The sequence below is a fragment of the Pantoea sp. X85 genome (assembly GCF_029623675.1).
Taxonomy (GTDB): Bacteria; Pseudomonadota; Gammaproteobacteria; order Enterobacterales; family Enterobacteriaceae; genus Pantoea; species Pantoea leporis.
The window spans coordinates 347,735-367,700 of the sequence record NZ_CP121108.1 but is presented as its reverse complement, the minus strand read 5'-3'; the positions used below and the strand labels follow the sequence as shown (position 1 = coordinate 367,700).

Below are 19,966 nucleotides of genomic sequence, written 5' to 3'. Positions count from 1 at the left end.
ATCCCTTCAGTACGCTGAACGGGATCCCGCATAGAAATCACGACACATCCTACTGGAGACACCATGAATATTACGCATGCCTATGCCGCACAGGACGCGAAAGCAAAACTCGCCCCGTTCGATTTTAAGCCACGCGAACTGCGCGCTCATGATGTGCAGATTGAAGTGTTGTACTGCGGCGTCTGCCACTCGGACCTGCATACCGCGCGCAACGAATGGCGCAACACCATTTTTCCTGTAGTGCCTGGCCATGAAATTGTTGGTCGCGTGACGGCCGTTGGCGCTCACACCCACAACTACAAAGTGGGCGATTTGGTCGGTGTTGGTTGTGTGGTTGATTCCTGCCGCAGCTGTCCAAGCTGTCAGGAAGGGCTGGAGCAGTATTGCGAGAATGGCTTTGTTGGTACTTACAACGGTGAAGACCGTGAAACCGGCGCAATCACCTACGGCGGTTACTCCACCAGCATGGTAGTAGATGAAAGCTTCGTGCTGCGCGTACCAGAAAATCTCGATCTGGCGGGCGTTGCGCCACTGCTGTGTGCCGGTATCACCACTTACTCACCGCTGCGCCACTGGAATGTCGGTCCGGGTAAAAAAGTCGGTATCGTCGGTTTGGGCGGCCTTGGTCACATGGGCGTGAAGCTGGCTCATGCGATGGGCGCACATGTGGTGCTGTTCACCACGTCACCGTCAAAAATTGAAGATGGTAAACGTCTGGGCGCTGATGAAGTGGTGATCTCGAAAGATGCCGACCAAATGGCCGCACACACCAACAGCTTCGACTTCATCCTGAACACCGTTGCAGCGCAGCACGATCTCAACCCGTTCATTGCCCTGCTGAAGCGTGATGGCAACATGACGCTGGTCGGCGCGCCGGAGCACGATCACCCGGCACCGCAGGTCTTCAACCTGATCTTCAAACGTCGCAGCATCGCCGGTTCACTGATTGGCGGCATCGCGGAAACCCAGGAAATGCTGGATTTCTGCGGCAAGCACGGTATCACTTCAGATATCGAACTGATCGCGATGAATCAAATCAACGAAGCCTACGAACGTATGCTGAAAAGCGATGTGAAATACCGCTTCGTGATTGATATCAATACTCTGCGCGAGGAATCTGCGGCTTAATTCGCCTCAGTGTTCATCATGGTTGACGCCCGCCGCGCGCGTGGCGTCAGCCTGTTGCCAGGAAGCATCCACCAGATAGTAAATCTGCGAATCTTTTAGCGAACCATCCAGCCACAGCGTGCTCCAGTGCGACTTATTTAAATGTTCGCTGGGAAACACATCGTTGTGCTCCTCACGTAACAATTCCGCTAGCGCAGGCGTGGCTTTCAGCGACAAGGCCGGACGCCCTTTTACCTCATAAAGCATGGCAAACAGCACACCTTCACTTTTAATCTGCGTCGCCTGCCAGCACTCTTTAAAGCTTTGCTCCGCGCCCGGCTTGCTCATGCAGTACGTCAGTAAATCCGAAGTATTCATCTTTTATTCCCCTTGTAAGGTCGCCACGATACGCCGCGCACCGCCCTGCACCCGATGTTCACCCAACCAGATTCCCTGCCACGTACCTAACATCAGGCGACCGCGGTTAACCGGAATCAGCAGCGAGACGCCGAGCAGTGACGATTTGATGTGTGCCGGCATGTCGTCAGCCCCTTCGTAATCGTGCTGATAAGGCGCACTTTCCGGAACATGGCGTAAGAAATGCTGCTCCATATCGCTGCGCACGGTGGGATCGCAATTCTCATTGAGCGTTAACGACGCCGATGTGTGTTGCAGCAGCAGATGCAGTTGGCCGACGCGCACATCGGATAAGCCATGAAGCTGGCCGACAATCTCGTCGGTGATCAGATGAAAGCCGCGCGCTTTGGCGCCAAGCGTAAGCGTTTGTTGATGCCACATGCCAGAATCCTAAAAGTAATTACACCGTTTAAGTGTGCAGCATGTCGGCGAAAGGTAAACCCTGAAGAGAGGAAAAAACGGCAGAGCGTGAACTCTGCCGACTGAAGGTTAGTCGCTCAGCTTAGCGGCCATGGTTTTGATGCTGCCCACATCGTCTTTAGTAATTGCAGCCAGACGTTCGCCGTACTCTTTATCAGCCTTGTAGAAGTACGACAACATAATGGCGCGGCTCTGCACATCCACGCCTTTCAGCGCGCCGCCCAGAGAATTGATCAGATCGGTTTTCTCTTTGTCATTGAAGGAACGATACAGATCGCCCGCCTGCTTAAAGTTCTGCGTTTTGGCAATCATCGCCTGCTGCGTGGTGCCGCTCAGCGGGCTGTGGCTGTATCGGGCGCTCTGCAGCTCTTCGCGTGGATAGACACGGCTTGGCTGATAGTTGACGCCATGATCGTCAGCCTTGCCGCTGTTCATCGCGCCGTCCTGATTACCGTTGCTCACCGGCACGCGCGGCGCGTTGACCGGCAACGTCAGGCCATTGGCGCCCAAACGGTGCATCTGGGTATCGGCGTAAGAGAACAAACGACCTTGCAGCAAGCGATCTTCCGATGGCTCAATGCCCGGAACCAGATTCGATGGCGCCATCGCCACCTGCTCGGTTTCCTGGAAGAAATTATCCACGTTGCGGTTCAATTCCATCTGGCCGACTTTCACTTCTGCGATACCCGGCCAGATTTTAGTGGCGTCCAGCGGGTTGAAGTCGAACTTATCCAGATCGCTGGCTTTAATGGTTTGAATATAGAGATCCCATTTCGGGAAGTCTTTGTTGTTGATCGATGCCACTAAATCTTCTGTCATGTGGCTGAAAGTGCTGCTCTGAATAGCCGCCACTTCGCCCGGATCGAGATTTTTCTCGCCCTGCAGGGTTTTCCAGTGGAATTTCACGTAGTGCACTTCACCTTTGGCGTTGACGAACTTATAGGCGTGCACGCTGTTGCCATCCATCTGGCGATAGTTTGCTGGCGTCCCCATGTTGGAGAACAGCATGGTCAGGCCGTGCGTGGCTTCCGGTACGTGAGAGAAGAAATCAAAGGTGCGCGCGTCGTTGCCAAGATTGGTGCGTGGATCAGGCTTAAAGGCATGCACCATGTCCGGGAATTTAATCGCGTCGCGGATGAAGAATACCGGCAGGTTGTTACCCACTAAATCCCAGTTGCCCTGGCTGGTGTAAAACTTGGTGGCAAAACCGCGTGGATCGCGCAGCGTTTCCGGTGAATGTTTGCTGTGCACCACGGACGAGAAGCGCACAAATACCGGCGTCACGCTGCCTGGTTTAAAGACTTCGGCGATGGTTAAGTCGCTAATATCTTTGCTGGCGCGGAACTCGCCGTGCGCGCCGGTACCGCGTGCATGTACCACGCGCTCTGGAATGCGTTCTCGGTCAAAGCGTTGCAGCTTTTGGATCAGCTGCACATCTTGCAGTAACACTGCGCCATTTTCGCCTGCGGTTTGTGAGTTCTGGTTATCGCCGACGGGTGCGCCGTTATCACGCGTTAAAGCGGTGCTGTAAACCGGAAGGGAAAAGGCTAAGGCTAATATACAAGCGAGGGGTTTGACTGCAAAAGAGTAAGCGGTCCGGGTCATAAGCGTGCTTCCTTGTGAGTTTAAATATGCGACTACATTGCCGCTCTCGCGCCGTTTCAGGCTGGAGGATATTTACACTCATGGGGAGAAGCGCTAACGAGACCAGTCCGGTTTATAGTTAAAAAAAGTTATAAATAAAAAACCGCCAAACCATGTTGGCGGTTTTTTGTGGCGCGCCGTCGCAGTGAAGTTACATCACCGCAGCAAACGCCTCAGCAACCTGGTTGACGTTACGGCTGTTCAGGCCGGCAACGCACATGCGGCCGCTGGCGATCAGATACACGCCAAACTCATCACGCAGACGGTCAACCTGCTGCGCGCTCAAGCCGGTATAGCTGAACATGCCACGCTGTTTCAGCAGGTAATCAAAGTTTTGTCCCGGCAGTTTGGTACTCAATACTTCAACCAATGCCTGACGCATGTCGATGATGCGCAGACGCATCGCTTCGACTTCTGCCAGCCAGTTGTTGAGCAGCGCTTCGTCGTTCAGCACGCAGGAAACCACCTGCGCACCGAAGTTTGGCGGGCTGGAGTAATTGCGGCGCACGGTGGCTTTCAGCTGGCCCAGCACACGAGCGGACTCTTCCGCGCTATCGCAGACAATAGACAGGCCGCCAACGCGCTCGCCGTATAGCGAGAAAATCTTGGAGAACGAGTTGCTGACCAGCGCAGGCAGACCCGCTGCCGCAATCGCGCGAATCGCATAAGCATCCGCTTCCATGCCCGCGCCAAAGCCCTGATAAGCGATATCGAGGAACGGAATCAGCTCCTGCGCTTTCAGTACTTCGGTGGTTTCATCCCACTGTGCGTTGGTGAGATCGGCGCCGGTTGGGTTATGGCAGCACGGGTGCAGCAGCACGATGGATTGCTTCGGCAAGGTTTTCAGTTTGGCGATGAACGCATCAAACTTCACGCCGTTGGTTTCCGCGTCATACCACGGATAGGTATTCACCTCGAAACCGGCACCGTTGAAGATTGCGACGTGGTTTTCCCACGTCGGATCGCTCACCCACACGTTGGACGCCGGGAAGTAACGCTTGAGGAAATCAGCACCGACTTTCAGCGCGCCTGAGCCGCCCAACGTCTGGATGGACGCAATGCGGCCCGCTTGCAGCATCGGATGTTGTTTACCGAACAGCAGCGGTGCAATGGCGTTACGGTAAGCGTTCAGACCTTCCATCGGCAGATACAGCGACGCCTGATGCGGCTGCGCCTGCAGGCGCTCTTCTGCTGCGGCAACCGCCTGCAGCTGAGGAATGATGCCCGCTTCGTTGTAATAGAGACCAATGCTCAGGTTTACTTTGTTATCGCGCGGATCTTGTTTGAAGGTTTCCATCAACGACAGAATCGGATCGCCGGCATAGGCATCAACGTTTTGAAACACGGTGCAGATCTCCATGATTGGTCATAAATAAGAGGTAAAGATGCGTCATCAAACCATGTAACGGCCGGGACGATGATTCATTGCGATGATGAGATTGAGGATCACCGCGCCCGCGATTGAAGCAAACAGCATCGGTAACGACACCACAAACAGCGACGCTAATACCACGCAGGTATCGACCGCCATTTGCAGTTTTCCGGCACGCAGACCGATGCGGTCCTGCAGCCAGAGCGCCAAAATATTAATACCGCCGAGGCTGGCTTTGTGACGGAACAACACTATAAACCCAATGCCCATCACCACGTTACCGAACAGTGTCGCATAAAACGGATTTAGCGCAGAAAAATGCACAAACAGTGGATGCAGATGGGTGAACAGCGACACCAGGCCAACCGCGCAGAAGGTTTTCAGGGTAAATTCCCAGCCCATGCGCCGCACGGCTAGCCAGTAAAATGGCAGGTTGATCAGGAAGAAGGCGCTACCAAAGGAGAGCGGTGACAAATAGCTGATTAAGAAGGCAATACCGGCAGAACTGCCGGTGAGTGCACCCGCCTGTTTCAGCATAATGACGCCGAAAGAGACCATTAGCGTGCCGAGGACTATCGCCAGCGCATCTTCAATCAGCGAATGCGGAACTTTAGTGGGTTGAACAACGTTATCCATGGGTTAATCTCATTGCAAATGATGCGGTTCAAATGCAAAAAACGCACCACATCGGCGGCGTATGCTCGCCGCCGATGGGTGCCAGTGATTATCCAATTGATAACTAAGGCGCTTTATTGCAGGTTTTTGTGCATCAGTTGAGACATAAACCATCAACCCATGCACAAATCTGTTTTCTGGTGCGCGTTTTTTGCATTATTAAGGCAATAATTGCACCAGATTAGCACGTCACGCACTTTTTTGGCGCGTTTTGTGCTGTGGGATGATCATTAAACCGTTCTCTTTCAAACGGCTCAATACCACGGAGGTTTTCACGTGCGCCACGCTTTGATGGCCAGCCACTAGCTGGCTGATCAGCGCGCTCAGTGAAGCCAGATCGGCTACCGCCACTTTCAGCAGATAATCGGCATCGCCGGTGGTTTTGAACGCATCAACAATCGCGGCTTCTTCTTCCACCATGCGATGGAAACTCTCTTCATAATCCGGCGTATGGTTTTTCAATCGCACTTCAATCAATCCCACCATGCCAAGGCCCACCGCGTCGGGCGAGAGGCGTGCGTGATAGCCGAGAATGAGATTGGCCTGCTCAAGATTGATGCGGCGGCGTGAACATTGCGACGCCGAAAGTCCGACTAAATCACTGAGTTCCTGGTTGGTGAGGCGTCCGTTAGATTGTAATAATGTCAATATCTTAAGGTCGTGATCGTCTACCTGAGTCATTCTGTTTCCACAGCGTAATAAGGGGCGCTTTGCTACAGATAACCTGATTAAAGCCGGGGTTGTCCAACACTATTTTCTGATGACGTGAAATGCATGCACAAAACGTGCATGCATCCGGAATGAAAGGGTTATTCGTCGTCGTATTGCGGGCCAGCGTAGTTATCAAAGCGAGACCATTGGCCATTAAAGGTCAAGCGTACCGTACCGATCGGGCCGTTACGCTGCTTACCCAGGATGATCTCGGCGATGCCTTTAAGATCGCTGTTTTCGTGATACACCTCGTCACGGTAGATGAACATGATCAAGTCGGCATCCTGCTCGATCGAACCTGATTCACGCAGATCCGAGTTCACTGGGCGCTTATCCGCACGTTGTTCCAGTGAGCGGTTCAGCTGCGACAGCGCCACCACCGGCACATTCAGCTCTTTCGCCAGCGCTTTGAGCGAGCGCGAGATTTCAGCGATCTCCAGCGTACGGTTGTCCGACAGCGCAGGCACGCGCATCAGCTGCAGATAGTCGATCATGATCAGGCTCAACCCGCCGTTTTCGCGGAAGATGCGGCGCGCGCGTGAGCGCACTTCGGTGGGCGTCAGGCCAGAAGAGTCATCGATAAACATGTTCTTCTTCTCAAGCAAAATCCCCATAGTGGCGGAAATGCGCGCCCAATCTTCATCTTCCAGCTGACCGGTACGAATGCGCGTCTGATCCACGCGCGACAGCGACGCCAGCATACGCATCATCAGCTGCTCGCTGGGCATCTCCAGGCTGAAAATCAACACCGGCTTGTCCTGCAGCATCGCGGCGTTTTCGCACAAATTCATGGCGAAGGTGGTTTTACCCATCGAAGGACGCGCCGCGACGATGATCAGATCCGAGCCCTGTAAACCGGCGGTTTTTTTGTTCAAATCCTGATAGCCGGTATCGACGCCGGTGACGCCGTCGTGCGGCGTTGAGACCAGCGACTCAATGCGCGATACCGTGGCTTCCAGAATCTGCTCGATATTCTGCGGGCCCTGATCTTTATTAGCGCGCTGTTCAGCAATTTTGAAAACGTTCGATTCAGCAAAGTCGAGCAGATCTTCACTGCTCCGTCCTTGCGGATCGTAACCGGCATCGGCGATTTGGTTCGCCACAGAAATCATTTCGCGCACTACCGCACGTTCACGCACGATATCGGCATAAGCACCAATGTTCGCGGCACTTGGCGTATTTTTTGCCAGCTCGGCCAGATAGGCGAAGCCGCCGGCCATCTCTAATTCGCCTAGTGTTTCCAGCGATTCAGAGAGCGTAATCAGGTCGATCGGCTGGCCAGCTTCCAGCAAACGCTGCATTTCCGTGAAAATCAGACGGTGCGAGCGGTTGAAGAAATCACTGGCGACGACGCGTTCAGAAACGTTGTCCCAGCGCTGGTTATCCAGCATCAACCCACCGAGCACCGACTGCTCCGCTTCTATGGAATGCGGCGGCATTTTCACGCCTTCCAGCTGCCGATCGCGGGGTTCGTTCGATTTGTTGGTGGGTTTATTTCCTGCCATAGTGAATGCATTACCGATCGTGAAAGGGACGCGCAAGTATACCGTCCCAGGATGAACAATCACAGGAGTCAGAATGGCAAAGCGTATTCAGTTCAACCAACACGGCGGCCCAGATGTACTGCAATGGGTCGATTTCGAACTGGCCGATCCCGCCGAACATGAAGTGCAGGTGGAAAACAAGGCAATTGGCATTAACTACATTGATACCTACGTGCGCAGCGGCTTGTATCCGCAAAGCAGCTTCCCTTCCGGCCTGGGTACCGAAGCCGCCGGCGTGGTGAAGCGCGTCGGATCGGCGGTGACGCGGTTTAAGGCGGGCGATCGCGTGGTCTATTGCCAGGCCGCGCTGGGCGCCTACAGCGAAGTGCACAATGTGGCGGAAGATCGTCTGGTGATCCTGCCCGACAGCATCTCCTTTGAGCAAGGCGCGGCCTCTTTCCTCAAAGGTTTAACCGTGCAGTATCTGCTGCGCCAAACCTATAAAGTGAAAGCTGATGAAATCTTCCTGTTCCACGCCGCCGCGGGTGGCGTGGGTTTGATCGCCTGCCAATGGGCCAAAGCGCTCGGCGCACATCTGATTGGCACGGTGGGTTCCGCAGAGAAAGCGAAGATAGCTAAAGATGCCGGTGCCTGGGCGACAATTAACTATCGTGAAGAGAATATCGCGAAGCGCGTCAGCGAGTTGACCCATGGCGAGAAAGTGGCCGTGGTATATGACTCAGTGGGGAAAGATACCTGGGAACCATCGCTGGATAGCCTGCGTCGCCACGGATTAATGGTCAGCTTTGGTAATGCGTCGGGTCCGGTTACCGGCGTTGATCTCGGCATTCTCAACAAGAAGGGCTCGCTGTTCGTCACCCGACCTTCGCTGTTCGGTTACATCACCAACCGTGAAGAACTGGATACCGCCAGCAATGAGTTGTTCTCATTGATCGCCAGCCGCGCGATTCAGCTTAACGTGCCCGAGCAGCAGAAATTTGCCTTGAGTGACGCGGTGCGCGCGCATCAGGTGCTGGAGAGTCGCGCGACTCAGGGTTCCAGCCTGCTGATTCCCTGATCACTAAATGCAAACGGGGCTTCCCGTAGGAAGCCCCTTTTTTTCTTTCTTTTTATAGTTCGCGCTGGTGTAGGGACAGCGGCGATGAATTCGTTTGAAACAACGCCAATCATCCTGACAGAAAACATAAGTAAAAAATATGTTTAAATGCGGAATAATGCTAAGCAATATCCGAGTCTGTGATCGTCACCGCAATTAGCGCCAGTCCCTTCTATCTAAGTCGCTGATTTTTCTTTTCAGCCTGCGCATCTTTGCCTCACCTGAAGGCGTGGTAAATGCCCGATAAAGCCAGACAGCGAGAACCGCCAATACCAGCCATGGCAACACTTTAATAACAATTGCCAGCAATCCGCCAAAGAACATCAAAGCGGTCGCCACCATCAATGCCGCAATAACGCCCAGCAACGAAACGCCGGTGAACAGCAGCATCAGAAAAAAGCCGATAACAAATAGAATTTCCACGAAGGCTCTCCTGTGAAAGTAACATCAGGAACATTACAAGATACGTGCCAGGTTATAAAAACAGCTAATTGATTGAAAGCAATGGACAAAGTTTAAATGAAGAAGCATTGAGGTGATGAAAAAAACTAATTCCAGGCGTAGAAATAACCATCTATAAAATTATGGTACTGGCTTTACGGTGCGCATGAAGGCGCACCGTACCAAATCGGAACGTTCCGGCATGCTAAACAGTGATTACATCACTTCCTGCGGGATCTTATCCGCTACCAGCGCTAACGCCGCTTCCAGCACGCGCACATCGGCGCCGGGTTTGTGGGCGTTTTCACTTAAATAGCGACGCCACTGGCGCGCACCCGGAATGCCCTGGAACAGGCCAAGCATATGGCGCGTCACATGGCCGAGGTACATGCCTTTGGATAGTTCAGCTTCAATGTAGGGATACATCGAGCGCACCACCGCTACCGGATCGACGCGCGGCATATCGCGACCAAACAGCTCGCGGTCAACCTGCGCCAGAATGCCCGGATTCTGATAGGCTTCGCGCCCCATCATCACGCCATCCATATGCTGCAGATGCAGTTTGGCCTCTTCCAGCGTTTTGATGCCGCCATTAATCGCCATGGTCAGCGCCGGAAAATCGCGCTTCAGCTGGTAAACGCGGGGATAATCGAGCGGCGGAATCTCGCGATTCTCTTTCGGGCTTAAACCCGACAGCCACGCTTTGCGCGCGTGGATAATAAAGGTATCGCAGCCGCCCTGTTGCGCCACGGTGCCAATAAAATCACACAGGAATTCGTAGCTGTCCTGCTCATCAATACCGATGCGGGTTTTAACCGTCACCGGAATGCTCACCACATCACGCATCGCTTTAATGCAGTCGGCAACCAGCGCCGCATCGCCCATCAGGCAGGCGCCAAAACGTCCGTTCTGGACGCGATCGGATGGACAACCCACGTTGAGGTTGATCTCATCGTAGCCACGCTCTTCTGCCAGCTTAGCGCACTGCGCCAGGGCGGCGGGATCGCTGCCACCCAGCTGCAGCGCAAGTGGATGCTCTTCCTCGCTGTAGGCCAGATAGTCACCTTTACCGTGAATGATCGCGCCGGTCGTCACCATTTCGGTATACAGCAGCGTGTCACCGCTCAGCTTACGGTGAAAATAACGACAGTGACGATCGGTCCAGTCGAGCATTGGGGCGATGGAAAAACGTTGCGAGGAGAAAGTATCGGTCATGAAACGCAGTAAATCCGCAGTAAGTAAGTGATGAGAAACTGCGCAATCATATCACAGCAAAACGGGCGGCACAGCCGCCCGTTATCAGACGGGTAATTAGAAGTTGAATCCGAGCTGCAGCATGGCACCTACGGTGTTGTCTTTACCTATAGAACCGGCCAGGTCCAGATGGACAGCATTGTTGAACGGTGACACACCCAAACCGGCGGTGAACACGTCAGTATCGGTCGACTTCAGATCGGCGCGATAGCCCGCACGCAGCGCCAGCCAATCCAGCACACGATATTCCGCACCTACGCCAGCATATTGGCTGGTGTCTTCCGACTTGAAGCGCTTGGTTTCAGTCAGATCAACATCCCCAGCCAGCGTAAACGGCCCGTTATTCCAGGAAAGCCCTGTAGTGACCAACGGACGAATTTGATAAGTATCGCGGTAACCGTTCACCTCTTTGGTATCGAGATCGCGCGAGATCAGGTTTTGTCCGGTCACGCCAAAGGTCCAGTTCTCACCGAAATCTGTTGCGACACCCGCATCCATGTTGAAACCGGTATCGCTGCTACGGTAGCGGCTGCTGTTGATGTCGCTCTTGTCGTAGTTGTAGATACTCGCGGTGTAGTTATACAGCCAGGTTTTCTGCAGCTTTGGCGTCACGCCGACAGAAACCGGATGGCCGGCAATCGAGAACTCATGCGCGACTGACACACCATAATCGGTGACTAATGCCGCCAGGCCATTGGCGCTGGAGCGCAAATTATTTTCATCACCCGGCACAGGCACTCTCGTGCCATTGGCAACCGCGCGCAGGTAGGCAATATCGCTATCTGCCACGTTGGCGCGCACAATCGCAGTGCCGTAAGCCTTGGTGATAAAGGCAAAAGGTAAGGTTTCATTCGGAACGGTGACGGCCACGGCCACACCGGCTGTCGCGTGAGCTTTATTACCACGCAGATCGCTGAGCTGGTTTGCCATATCGCCTGCGGCGGCCTTCAGCTGCGGGTAACCATTGAGGTAATCCTGAAAGGTCAGGTTATCGATCACGTCCTGATAACGATCAACGGTATCGGTAATGTCGTCAACGCGATCGATCAATTTGTCTTTATCGGTAACCTGTGCGCCGGCTGATGGCAGAATGATGCTGACGTTATCTTCAGGCTGCGCCTTGGTCATCAATGCTGGGTTAGCCAGCACCGCTGAACTCCAGGTGGAAGAGGCTACGCCGGTACCGCCCATTGCGTCGTTACGCGCGTCGTACCATGTACCTGCTGCCAGAGCTGAGGAAGAGAGAAATACTGCATTCAAACCAACAAGATAAGCTACTTTTTTGTGCCTGAATAATGTCTTCGCCATGAGCCTGCCATCACCTTTGAAATGTCGCTGAATCACTCACCGACTGAAAGTTTAGTTAGCCGCTATTCTGAACCCTGGCTAACGCTTCATTGCTGTGAATTAAAAGGAAATAGCACTGCTATTCGCAGAATTGGACGCTTCCACGCCATTCCGCTGTGTTTTTATGCAAAAAAATTAACAGTGGGTTAATTGATACCAGAAATTACTTAAGACCTTTTGAACCATAGCCGCTAACCCGGTGAGTTGCAAAGCAAAATCCGTGCAGGCGTTGCGCTGCCTGGCCGGACGCATTTTGCAGACATAAGGGTTGCAACAATATTGACGGAAAAATGGCGATGGTAATCTATTGATTGGGGAGAATTTTCTTAGGGATTTTAAGGACAATAAGCAATCACAGCAGCGTAAAAATTTGTGTGATAAAATAACATCACCTGCAACCCGGAGAATGCTTATGTCAAACCTCACGCCAGAACAACTTCTTACCCAGGCTGAATCACTTTGCCTTGATCGCGGCGTGCGCCTGACCACTCAACGCGCCGAAGTGTTGCGCTTAATGGCCGAGCAGAATGGTTCGATAAGCGCTTACGATTTGCTGGATCAACTGCGTGTCAGTGAACCGCAAGCAAAACCGCCTACCATCTATCGCGCGCTGGATTTCCTGCTGGAACAGGGATTTATTCATCGCGTAGAGTCAAATAACAGTTATGTGGTTTGCCATCATTTTGATGAGCCAGCACATACTTCGGTGATGTTGGTGTGTGACGGTTGTGCGGCAGTTAGCGAAAAACATGCTCATGGCGTGGAAAAAACCATCGCTGCATTAGCGGATCAGGCGGGATTTTCTCTGCGACATACCGTGATTGAGGCACATGGCCTGTGTGAAAATTGCGCAGAGGTGGCGGCTTGTACGCACCACGAAAGCTGCGAGCATGACCATCAGGTCGAGGGTAAAAAGCGGATAAGAAAATAGGGAGGCACATCCTTGTGCCGGGCCAATCACTACGCTAAATGATTGGCGGGTAGGAGCATCATCCGTGAAGTGAGATTACCAGCGGTAATCTTTGTTGGTTGTTTCCCAGTCTTTCACTTCTTTCTCGGCCTGGTCTTTACCATACCCGTAGCGTTCCTGGATTTTACCAACCAGCTGATCGCGTTTACCTTCGATCACAGTGAAGTCGTCATCGGTCAGCTTGCCCCACTTCTCTTTAAACTTGCCTTTGAACTGCTTCCAGTTTCCGCTCGCTTCGTCTTTGTTCATAATATTCCTCCACTACATCCTGAGTGAGATAGATATATTGCCTGCTTAGCTGGCGATATACCCAGACAACGCGCTACTCATATGCGCCGTATGAGGTAATTGTAGTAGCCGCTTCGCAGTTTGCAGAGAAATACAGATTAATCTGTAGGTTACGCTTCGCTTATTCAGGCGTTAAACCAGCTATCGCGCCGCCAGTGACCACGCCAAATGAGCCACAGCGTGAGTCCGCGTAACGCGAGGAATACCGTCACCGCCAGCCATAAACCGTGATTACCGAGCCACGGCAGCGTGAGCAGCGAGACACCGTAGCCGATCGCCGCCATCACCATGCTGTTGCGCATCTCACGCCCGCGCGTCGCGCCGATAAACATGCCGTCCAGCAGATAGCACCAGACGCCAACCAGCGGCAGAATCACTTGCCAAATCAGATAGCGGTCGGCCATCTCTCGTAGCGCTTCCAGTGACGTCAGCATCGCCACAATCTCCGGACCGGTGAATGCATAAATCAGCGCAAAGATCGCGGCGACGAAGCATGCCTGGCGACAAGCCGCATGCCAAATCAGCAATAGTCGGCTGCGATCTTTGGCCCCAACCGCTTCACCCGAACAGGCTTCAACCGCGTAGGCAAATCCATCAAGCGCGTATGCGGTGAAAGTGAGGAACATCAGCAGCACCGCATTGACTGCCACTACATCCGGCCCAATGCGTGCGCCAAGGATGGTGAGCGACGCGAAGCAGATTTGCAGCATCAAAGAACGCAGCATAATGTCGCGATTGAGGCGGAATAGCCGCGCCGCATCGCCGCACCAGCTGCTTTTGAGTAAAGCAAAATGGATACCGCGCATCTTCAGCACCCGCGCCACCATCCACAGACCCACGCCCAGCGTGACATATTCTGCCAGCGCGGTAGCCGCCGCCGCTCCGGCGACACCCCAATGCAGTTTGAGCACGAACAGCAGATCCAGCAGGATATTCACCAGGTTGCCGATGATTAGCAGCACCATCGGTGCCCGCGCATACTGCACGCCCAGCAGCCAGCCAAGAATCACCAAATTGGCCAAGGTTGCGGGCGCACTTAGCCAGCGAATCTCAATAAATATTTTCGCCTGTTGCTGCACTTCCGGGCTGCCACCCATTAACGCTGCCGCCAGGCTGCTGACCGGCGTTCGCAGCACCATAAACAGCGCACCAAAAACCAGCGCAATCAGTAGCGGTTGTGTTAAGGCGCGCGCCAGCGCCGTTTTGTCATTGGCGCCAAATGCCTGAGCGGTGAGTCCGGTGGTGCTCATGCGCAGGAACAGCAGGAGCATAAAGATGAAGCTGGTGGCGGTTGTGCCCACGGCGACGCCACTGAGATAGATTGGGCTATCGAGATGACCAATAACGGCGGTATCCACCACACCCAGTAATGGGACGGTGATATTTGACAGGATCATCGGCAGCGCTAGCCGCCAGAGCGTTTTATCTGAGGAGGAAAACAGCTGCATTAGCCCATTCCGTTGTGTGCGGTAATCAGCGTAATGGCGCCAGAATGAGCCGCAGAAAGAGTCACAGAGAAGTAAAACAGCAGACTGCGGTCAGCGCAAACACGCACCGCCGCAGTTAAAGTGGATCAGAAACTGATCAGAGCCACTCGCCGTTGCGCACAATCCCGACAGCTAAACCTTCAACGGTTAGCGACTGCTCACGGGTATCCACGACAATCGGCTGAAAATCGGTGTTTTCAGGTAGCAGATGGACAATCGCACCCTGCTTTTTCCAGCGTTTCACTGTGACTTCATCATCAATGCGCGCCACGACAACCTGGCCGTTACGCACTTCCTGCGTTTTGTGTACCGCTAACAGATCGCCATCCATAATGCCGATGTCTTTCATCGACATACCGCTCACGCGCAGCAGGAAATCGGCGCTCGGTTTAAAGAGGTTAGCATCCACCTGATAGTGGGCTTCGATGTGTTCTTGAGCCAGCAAAGGTTCACCGGCAGCGACGCGGCCAATCAGCGGCAGCCCTTCGCTCGGTTCTTCTTCCATCAGCAAACGAATTCCGCGCGATGCGCCGGAAACAATTTCAATTACGCCTTTACGCGCCAGCGCTTTCAGATGCTCTTCGGCAGCATTGGGCGAGCGGAAACCCAGTTGCGCAGCAATTTCCGCACGCGTTGGCGGCATGCCCGTCTGGTTAATATGGTCGCGAATCAGGTCATAGACCTGTTGCTGCCGTGCAGTTAACGCTTTCATCCCGCCCCCTGGTTGTTTATACAGTCGCTGTGAGTATATACAGGTATTCGCGAAATGAAAACCGTAACAGAGGGAAAAATCAGCGGTTTGATGAATCTGGAATCCCTATCTCAAATGCGTCCAGAGCAGCGCGCTCCAGACGAACAGAGCCAGTAAGATAGTCAGCAATACGGCAGCCGATCCCATATCTTTGGCGCGGCCCGCGAGCGGATGTTGCTCCTGCCCGATGCGGTCGACCACCGCTTCGATAGCGCTATTAAGGATCTCAACGATGATAACCAGCACTACCGAGCCAATCATCAGGATGCGGGAAAGGGTATCTACATCCAGCCAGCAAGCTACGAGAATGGCCACCAGCGCGGCAATGGCTTCCTGCCGAAAAGCGGCTTCGTGCTGCCATGCGGCACGCAGGCCCTGCCAGGAATAACCGGCGGCTTTCACTATTCTTACTAAACCGGTGACGTTATTTGCCATGTCTATGGAACCCTTGAACTATTTTGACGTCAATGTGTGGGCAGTATGAGGCGGCAGAGCCACAGACCTTCGCTGCGCTTTCTGGTATGCTTGCCGCGCTTTGCTAACAAGAGGCTTAAAGTTGTCTATGTCAGGTTGGCGTAAACTCTATTACAAATTATTGAATTTACCACTCTCTATTTTGGTAAAAAGTAAGGTCATTCCGACCGATCCTATCTCTGAACATGGGATCGATCCGACACGTCCGGTGATGTATGTTTTGCCTTATGATTCAAAGGCTGACCTGCTCACACTGCGTGCTCAATGCCTGAAACATGATCTGCCCGATCCGCTGGCTCCGCTGGAGATCGATGGCACCCTGCTGCCGCGCCACGTGTTTATTCACGATGGCCCACGCGTAATTCCCTATTTCGTGGCCAATCCCGAATCGGTAAAGCTGTTCCACGATTATCTGGATTTGCACCGCAGCAACCCGCAACTCGATGTGCAAATGCTGCCGGTCGCGGTGATGTTTGGTCGTGCGCCGGGACGTGAAACCTCCGGTGAATCCACGCCACATCTGCGCGTGCTCAATGGCGTGCAGAAGTTCTTCGCCATTTTGTGGCACGGCCGCGACAGCTTTGTTCGCTTCTCGCAAACCGTTTCGTTGCGCCAGATGGCGACCGAGCACGGCACCGATAAGTCGATTGCCCAAAAGCTGGCTCGCGTGGCGCGCATTCATTTTGCCCGCCAACGTCTGGCCGCGGTCGGCCCGCGTCTGCCTGCGCGTCAGGATCTCTTCAACAAGCTGTTACAATCCAAAGCGATCGAAAAAGCAGTAGAAGATGAAGCGCGCAGCAAAAAGATTTCGCATGAGAAAGCCCAGCAGAACGCCATCGAAATGATGGAAGAAGTGGCGGCGGACTTCTCTTATGAAGCGATTAAAGTCACTGACCGCGTGATGGGCTGGCTGTGGAGCCGCCTGTATCAGGGCATCAACGTGCATGGCGGTGAGCGCGTGCGTCAGCTGGCGCAGGATGGTCATGAGATTGTGTATGTGCCCTGCCACCGCAGCCACATGGATTACCTGCTGCTCTCCTACGTGCTTTATCATCAAGGCCTGGTGCCGCCGCACATTGCTGCCGGTATTAACCTGAACTTCTGGCCAGCCGGCCCGATTTTCCGTCGTCTGGGCGCCTTCTTTATTCGTCGTACCTTTAAGGGCAACAAACTCTATTCCACCGTGTTCCGTGAATATCTTGGCGAGCTGTTTAGCCGGGGTTACTCCGTGGAATACTTTGTGGAAGGCGGACGTTCGCGTACCGGTCGTTTGCTGGATCCAAAAACCGGCACCCTATCAATGACGCTGCAGGCGATGCTGCGCGGCGGCAGTCGTCCAATCACCTTCGTGCCGATTTACATTGGCTACGAGCATGTGATGGAAGTGGGCACCTACGCCAAAGAGCTGCGGGGTGCGGCCAAAGAGAAAGAGAGTTTCCTGCAGATGGTGCGCGGTTTACGTAAGCTGCGCAATCTCGGCCAGGGCTACGTTAACTTCGGTGAACCCCTGCCGTTGATGAACTATCTGAACAAAAACGTGCCCGAATGGCGAGATGCGATTGATCCTATCGAACCGCAACGCCCAGCCTGGATGACGCCCGCCGTGAATGACATTGCGGCGAAGCTGATGGTGCGCATCAATGAAGCCGGTGCAGCCAACGCCATGAACCTGTGCGTCACCGCCCTACTGGCGTCACGTCAGCGTTCACTGACCCGCGAACAGCTGATCGAGCAGTTAGAGTGCTACACCCAGCTGCTGCGCAATGTGCCCTATTCGCCGGAAGCCACGGTGCCTGACATGAGCGCCGAAGCGCTGCTTGATCACGCCATGGGCATGAACAAGTTCGAGACCGAGCAAGACAGCATTGGCGACATCATCATTCTGCCGCGCGAGCAGGCGGTGCTGATGACCTACTATCGCAACAACATTCATCACATGTTGGTGATGCCATCGTTGATTGCCGCCATCGTGCAACAACATCGGGAAATCAGCGAAGCAGAGCTGCTGCGTCAGGTTAGCCTGGTATATCCGATGCTAAAGAGCGAGTTGTTCTTGCGCTGGGACAAGGCGGAGTTGCCTGCGCTACTTAACGCACTCTGTGCAGAGATGGCGCGTCAGGGCCTGATCACCTTGCAGGATGGTCAACTAAGAATGACGCCGGCACGTCACCGTTCGCTGCAACTGCTAGCGGCGGGTATTCGTGAGACGCTGCAGCGCTTCGCGATTACCTTCGCTATCCTCAGCGCGAAACCGGCCATCAACCGTGGCACGCTGGAGAAAGAGAGCCGCACGCTGGCTCAACGCCTGTCTGTGCTGCACGGTATCAACGCACCAGAGTTCTTTGATAAAGCAGTGTTTACTGCGCTGGTCCTCACGCTGCGTGATGAAGGATATATCAGTGACAAAGGCGATGCCGATGCCGAACGCAGTCATATGATGTGGCAGATGCTGGCGGAACTGGTGACCAGCGACGTGCGTCTGACGATTGAAAGCGCGGTCACCCACGATTAACGCGGCGATAAGCTAATAAAAAGGCGCACTTCAGTGCGCCTTTTTTGTTTATAACAGATCCGCGAACGGCACGGTGCTGAGCAGAATGCCGAGAAACAGCACCATGCCCACATAGTTGTTATTCAGAAACGCCTGGAAGCAGGGATCGCGCTCGCGCTGGGCAATTAGCTTCTGCTGATGCACAAACAAGCCCGCAGCCAGCAGCAGCGACCAGTAAAACGCCCCATTCAGTTGAAGCATCATGCCCACCAGCGCCATCAAACCGAGCGTTGCCAGCTGCAGTAAACCAATAATCAGTTTGTCGTAACGGCCAAACAGAATCGCCGTTGATTTTACGCCGATCTTCAAGTCGTCATCGCGATCGACCATCGCGTACTGCGTGTCATAGGCCACCGTCCAGCAGATATTCGCCAGGAAAACCAGCCAGCAGACCAAAGGTAAGGACTCACTAACTGCCGCCCATCCCATGGGAATCGCCCAGCCAAACGCTGCGCCGAGCACCACCTGCGGCAGATGCGTGTAGCGCTTCATAAACGGATAAACCCACGCCAGCGCCAGGCCGCCAAACGACAGCAAAATGGTCATGGTGTTCATGGTCAACACCAGCATAAACGCCAGCAAACCGAGACCGGCAAACAGCAGCTTCGCCTCTTTCCCGGACACCGCGCCGCTGGCCAGCGGACGTGACGCCGTGCGCTTGACGTGACCATCGATTTTGCGGTCTGCGTAATCGTTGATAACGCAGCCGGCAGCACGCATCACGATAACGCCGAGCACAAACACCAGCAGCACCGGCAACGGAGGAATCGCCATGCCGGAGAGCCACAGTGCCCACAGAGTTGGCCACAGCAGTAACACAGTGCCGATGGGTTTATCGATACGCATCAGGCGGCAGTAAGCCTGCCATTTGGTCATGGGTAAGGTGTTTTGCACAGTGGTTTTATCCTTGATCCAGCGCGCGATAGAGCGGCGACGCCGGTAAAAATAGTTCAGTTAACAGCAGCGGCTTGCCCGACAAACGCAGGCGGGAACGGCGTCCCCATAAATCGCCAACCTGACCGGGATCGATAAAATCGCGGCTCAGGGTAGATGAAGAGAACAGATAGCGGCCAAGCGGGCGCGTACCGAGCTGTTGCAGCATCTGCTCGGGGCCGTTCAGCGTGCTTTCTGGCACCACGGTGCGGCCAATCAGCCAGGGTTCGCCATCACCGCACAGCACAATTTCACGTAACCAGAAGCGCGGATCGGCGGGCAAAAATTCCGCTTCCTCCGAGATCTCTTCAGCGCCAATAAACGCTTCGCGGATCAGTTTTACGGTCACTTGCTGGCAATGCTGCTCGAAGCGACGCGTCATGGAGTCTTCTTCCATTAACCAGTCAAGTAGCGGGGCAGAAAGCTGCGGTGAAGAGGCTGGCAGCCAGTGCAGTGCGCGTAACTGGCGCAGCGCGTCATGCGACATCAGGACATCTCCGGGAAAAAAGTTGCCCTAGTTTAG

At 54.1% G+C, this 19,966-nt stretch carries 20 protein-coding genes; 4 read left to right on the top strand and 16 right to left on the bottom strand.

All coding sequences use genetic code 11. From position 1 onward, the window contains the following. The first annotated feature begins 63 nt into the window (after window positions 1–63). Complete coding sequence (locus P6287_RS01660; protein ID WP_277974402.1) at window positions 64–1,128, top strand: NAD(P)-dependent alcohol dehydrogenase; 1,065 nt, start codon at window positions 64–66, stop codon at window positions 1,126–1,128. 6 nt (window positions 1,129–1,134) lie between these two features. On the opposite strand, the gene P6287_RS01655 is transcribed toward P6287_RS01660, so the two are convergent. The 7 genes from P6287_RS01655 to dnaB all read right to left on the bottom strand — a co-directional run bounded on the left by P6287_RS01655 (window position 1,135) and on the right by dnaB (window position 7,851). Continuing rightward, on the bottom strand, window positions 1,135–1,485 hold the full coding sequence (locus tag P6287_RS01655) for an MmcQ/YjbR family DNA-binding protein (protein ID WP_101763060.1): 351 nt from the start codon (window positions 1,483–1,485) through the stop codon (window positions 1,135–1,137). 3 nt (window positions 1,486–1,488) lie between these two features. After that, entirely contained in the window at window positions 1,489–1,905 is a 417-nt protein-coding gene (locus P6287_RS01650) for a secondary thiamine-phosphate synthase enzyme YjbQ (RefSeq protein ID WP_061718371.1), read from the bottom strand. A 108-nt stretch (window positions 1,906–2,013) separates the two neighbouring features. Continuing rightward, window positions 2,014–3,549: a catalase gene (locus P6287_RS01645; RefSeq protein ID WP_254633605.1), complete on the bottom strand. Its 1,536-nt coding sequence runs from the start codon at window positions 3,547–3,549 to the stop codon at window positions 2,014–2,016. A gap of 190 nt (window positions 3,550–3,739) precedes the next feature. Then, window positions 3,740–4,933 (bottom strand): amino acid aminotransferase, encoded by a 1,194-nt coding sequence (locus P6287_RS01640; RefSeq protein ID WP_101763128.1) that lies wholly within the window; start codon window positions 4,931–4,933, stop codon window positions 3,740–3,742. A 48-nt stretch (window positions 4,934–4,981) separates the two neighbouring features. Beyond that, on the bottom strand, window positions 4,982–5,596 hold the full coding sequence (locus tag P6287_RS01635) for a YitT family protein (protein WP_008109953.1): 615 nt from the start codon (window positions 5,594–5,596) through the stop codon (window positions 4,982–4,984). A gap of 228 nt (window positions 5,597–5,824) precedes the next feature. Then, window positions 5,825–6,316 carry an Lrp/AsnC family transcriptional regulator gene (locus tag P6287_RS01630; protein ID WP_097095220.1) on the bottom strand — a complete coding sequence of 164 codons (492 nt, stop codon included), beginning with the start codon at window positions 6,314–6,316 and terminating at the stop codon, window positions 5,825–5,827. 128 nt (window positions 6,317–6,444) lie between these two features. Continuing rightward, entirely contained in the window at window positions 6,445–7,851 is a 1,407-nt protein-coding gene (gene dnaB / locus P6287_RS01625) for a replicative DNA helicase (RefSeq protein WP_101763062.1), read from the bottom strand. Window positions 7,852–7,924: 73 nt separating this feature from the next. Here dnaB and P6287_RS01620 point away from each other — a divergent pair, with 73 nt between their 5' ends. Further along, window positions 7,925–8,908: a quinone oxidoreductase gene (locus P6287_RS01620; RefSeq protein WP_192412679.1), complete on the top strand. Its 984-nt coding sequence runs from the start codon at window positions 7,925–7,927 to the stop codon at window positions 8,906–8,908. Between the two features lie 195 nt (window positions 8,909–9,103). Here P6287_RS01620 and pspG read toward each other — a convergent pair whose 3' ends face one another. From pspG to traF, 3 genes are all read right to left on the bottom strand, one after another. Beyond that, entirely contained in the window at window positions 9,104–9,337 is a 234-nt protein-coding gene (gene pspG, locus P6287_RS01615) for an envelope stress response protein PspG (RefSeq protein ID WP_277974899.1), read from the bottom strand. 267 nt (window positions 9,338–9,604) lie between these two features. Further along, the gene (gene dusA / locus P6287_RS01610; RefSeq protein ID WP_137384962.1) at window positions 9,605–10,603 is read right to left on the bottom strand and encodes a tRNA dihydrouridine(20/20a) synthase DusA; all 999 of its coding nucleotides are present in this window, start codon (window positions 10,601–10,603) and stop codon (window positions 9,605–9,607) included. Window positions 10,604–10,699: 96 nt separating this feature from the next. Then, a complete protein-coding gene (gene traF / locus P6287_RS01605) occupies window positions 10,700–11,950 on the bottom strand; it encodes a conjugal transfer protein TraF (protein ID WP_277974401.1) in 1,251 nt (416 codons plus the stop codon). Between the two features lie 451 nt (window positions 11,951–12,401). Between traF and zur the strand changes: the two genes are divergently transcribed. Next, the gene (gene zur, locus P6287_RS01600; protein ID WP_210081833.1) at window positions 12,402–12,920 is read left to right on the top strand and encodes a zinc uptake transcriptional repressor Zur; all 519 of its coding nucleotides are present in this window, start codon (window positions 12,402–12,404) and stop codon (window positions 12,918–12,920) included. A gap of 75 nt (window positions 12,921–12,995) precedes the next feature. Here the strand turns inward: zur and P6287_RS01595 are convergent, their stop codons facing one another. The 4 genes from P6287_RS01595 to P6287_RS01580 all read right to left on the bottom strand — a co-directional run bounded on the left by P6287_RS01595 (window position 12,996) and on the right by P6287_RS01580 (window position 15,920). After that, window positions 12,996–13,208 (bottom strand): CsbD family protein, encoded by a 213-nt coding sequence (locus P6287_RS01595; protein WP_110868149.1) that lies wholly within the window; start codon window positions 13,206–13,208, stop codon window positions 12,996–12,998. Window positions 13,209–13,372: 164 nt separating this feature from the next. Beyond that, on the bottom strand, window positions 13,373–14,695 hold the full coding sequence (gene dinF, locus P6287_RS01590; RefSeq protein WP_277974400.1) for an MATE family efflux transporter DinF: 1,323 nt from the start codon (window positions 14,693–14,695) through the stop codon (window positions 13,373–13,375). Between the two features lie 136 nt (window positions 14,696–14,831). Continuing rightward, a complete protein-coding gene (lexA, locus tag P6287_RS01585) occupies window positions 14,832–15,446 on the bottom strand; it encodes a transcriptional repressor LexA (protein ID WP_008109941.1) in 615 nt (204 codons plus the stop codon). 105 nt (window positions 15,447–15,551) lie between these two features. Continuing rightward, on the bottom strand, window positions 15,552–15,920 hold the full coding sequence (locus P6287_RS01580) for a diacylglycerol kinase (RefSeq protein ID WP_192236009.1): 369 nt from the start codon (window positions 15,918–15,920) through the stop codon (window positions 15,552–15,554). 127 nt (window positions 15,921–16,047) lie between these two features. Between P6287_RS01580 and plsB the strand changes: the two genes are divergently transcribed. After that, window positions 16,048–18,471, top strand: coding sequence for a glycerol-3-phosphate 1-O-acyltransferase PlsB (gene plsB, locus P6287_RS01575; RefSeq protein WP_110868147.1), 2,424 nt, complete (start codon window positions 16,048–16,050; stop codon window positions 18,469–18,471). Between the two features lie 48 nt (window positions 18,472–18,519). Here the strand turns inward: plsB and ubiA are convergent, their stop codons facing one another. Both ubiA and ubiC read right to left on the bottom strand, forming a co-directional pair. Continuing rightward, entirely contained in the window at window positions 18,520–19,404 is an 885-nt protein-coding gene (gene ubiA, locus P6287_RS01570; RefSeq protein WP_101763072.1) for a 4-hydroxybenzoate octaprenyltransferase, read from the bottom strand. 7 nt (window positions 19,405–19,411) lie between these two features. Then, window positions 19,412–19,930 (bottom strand): chorismate lyase, encoded by a 519-nt coding sequence (ubiC, locus tag P6287_RS01565; RefSeq protein ID WP_137384959.1) that lies wholly within the window; start codon window positions 19,928–19,930, stop codon window positions 19,412–19,414. Window positions 19,931–19,966: the final 36 nt, after the last annotated feature.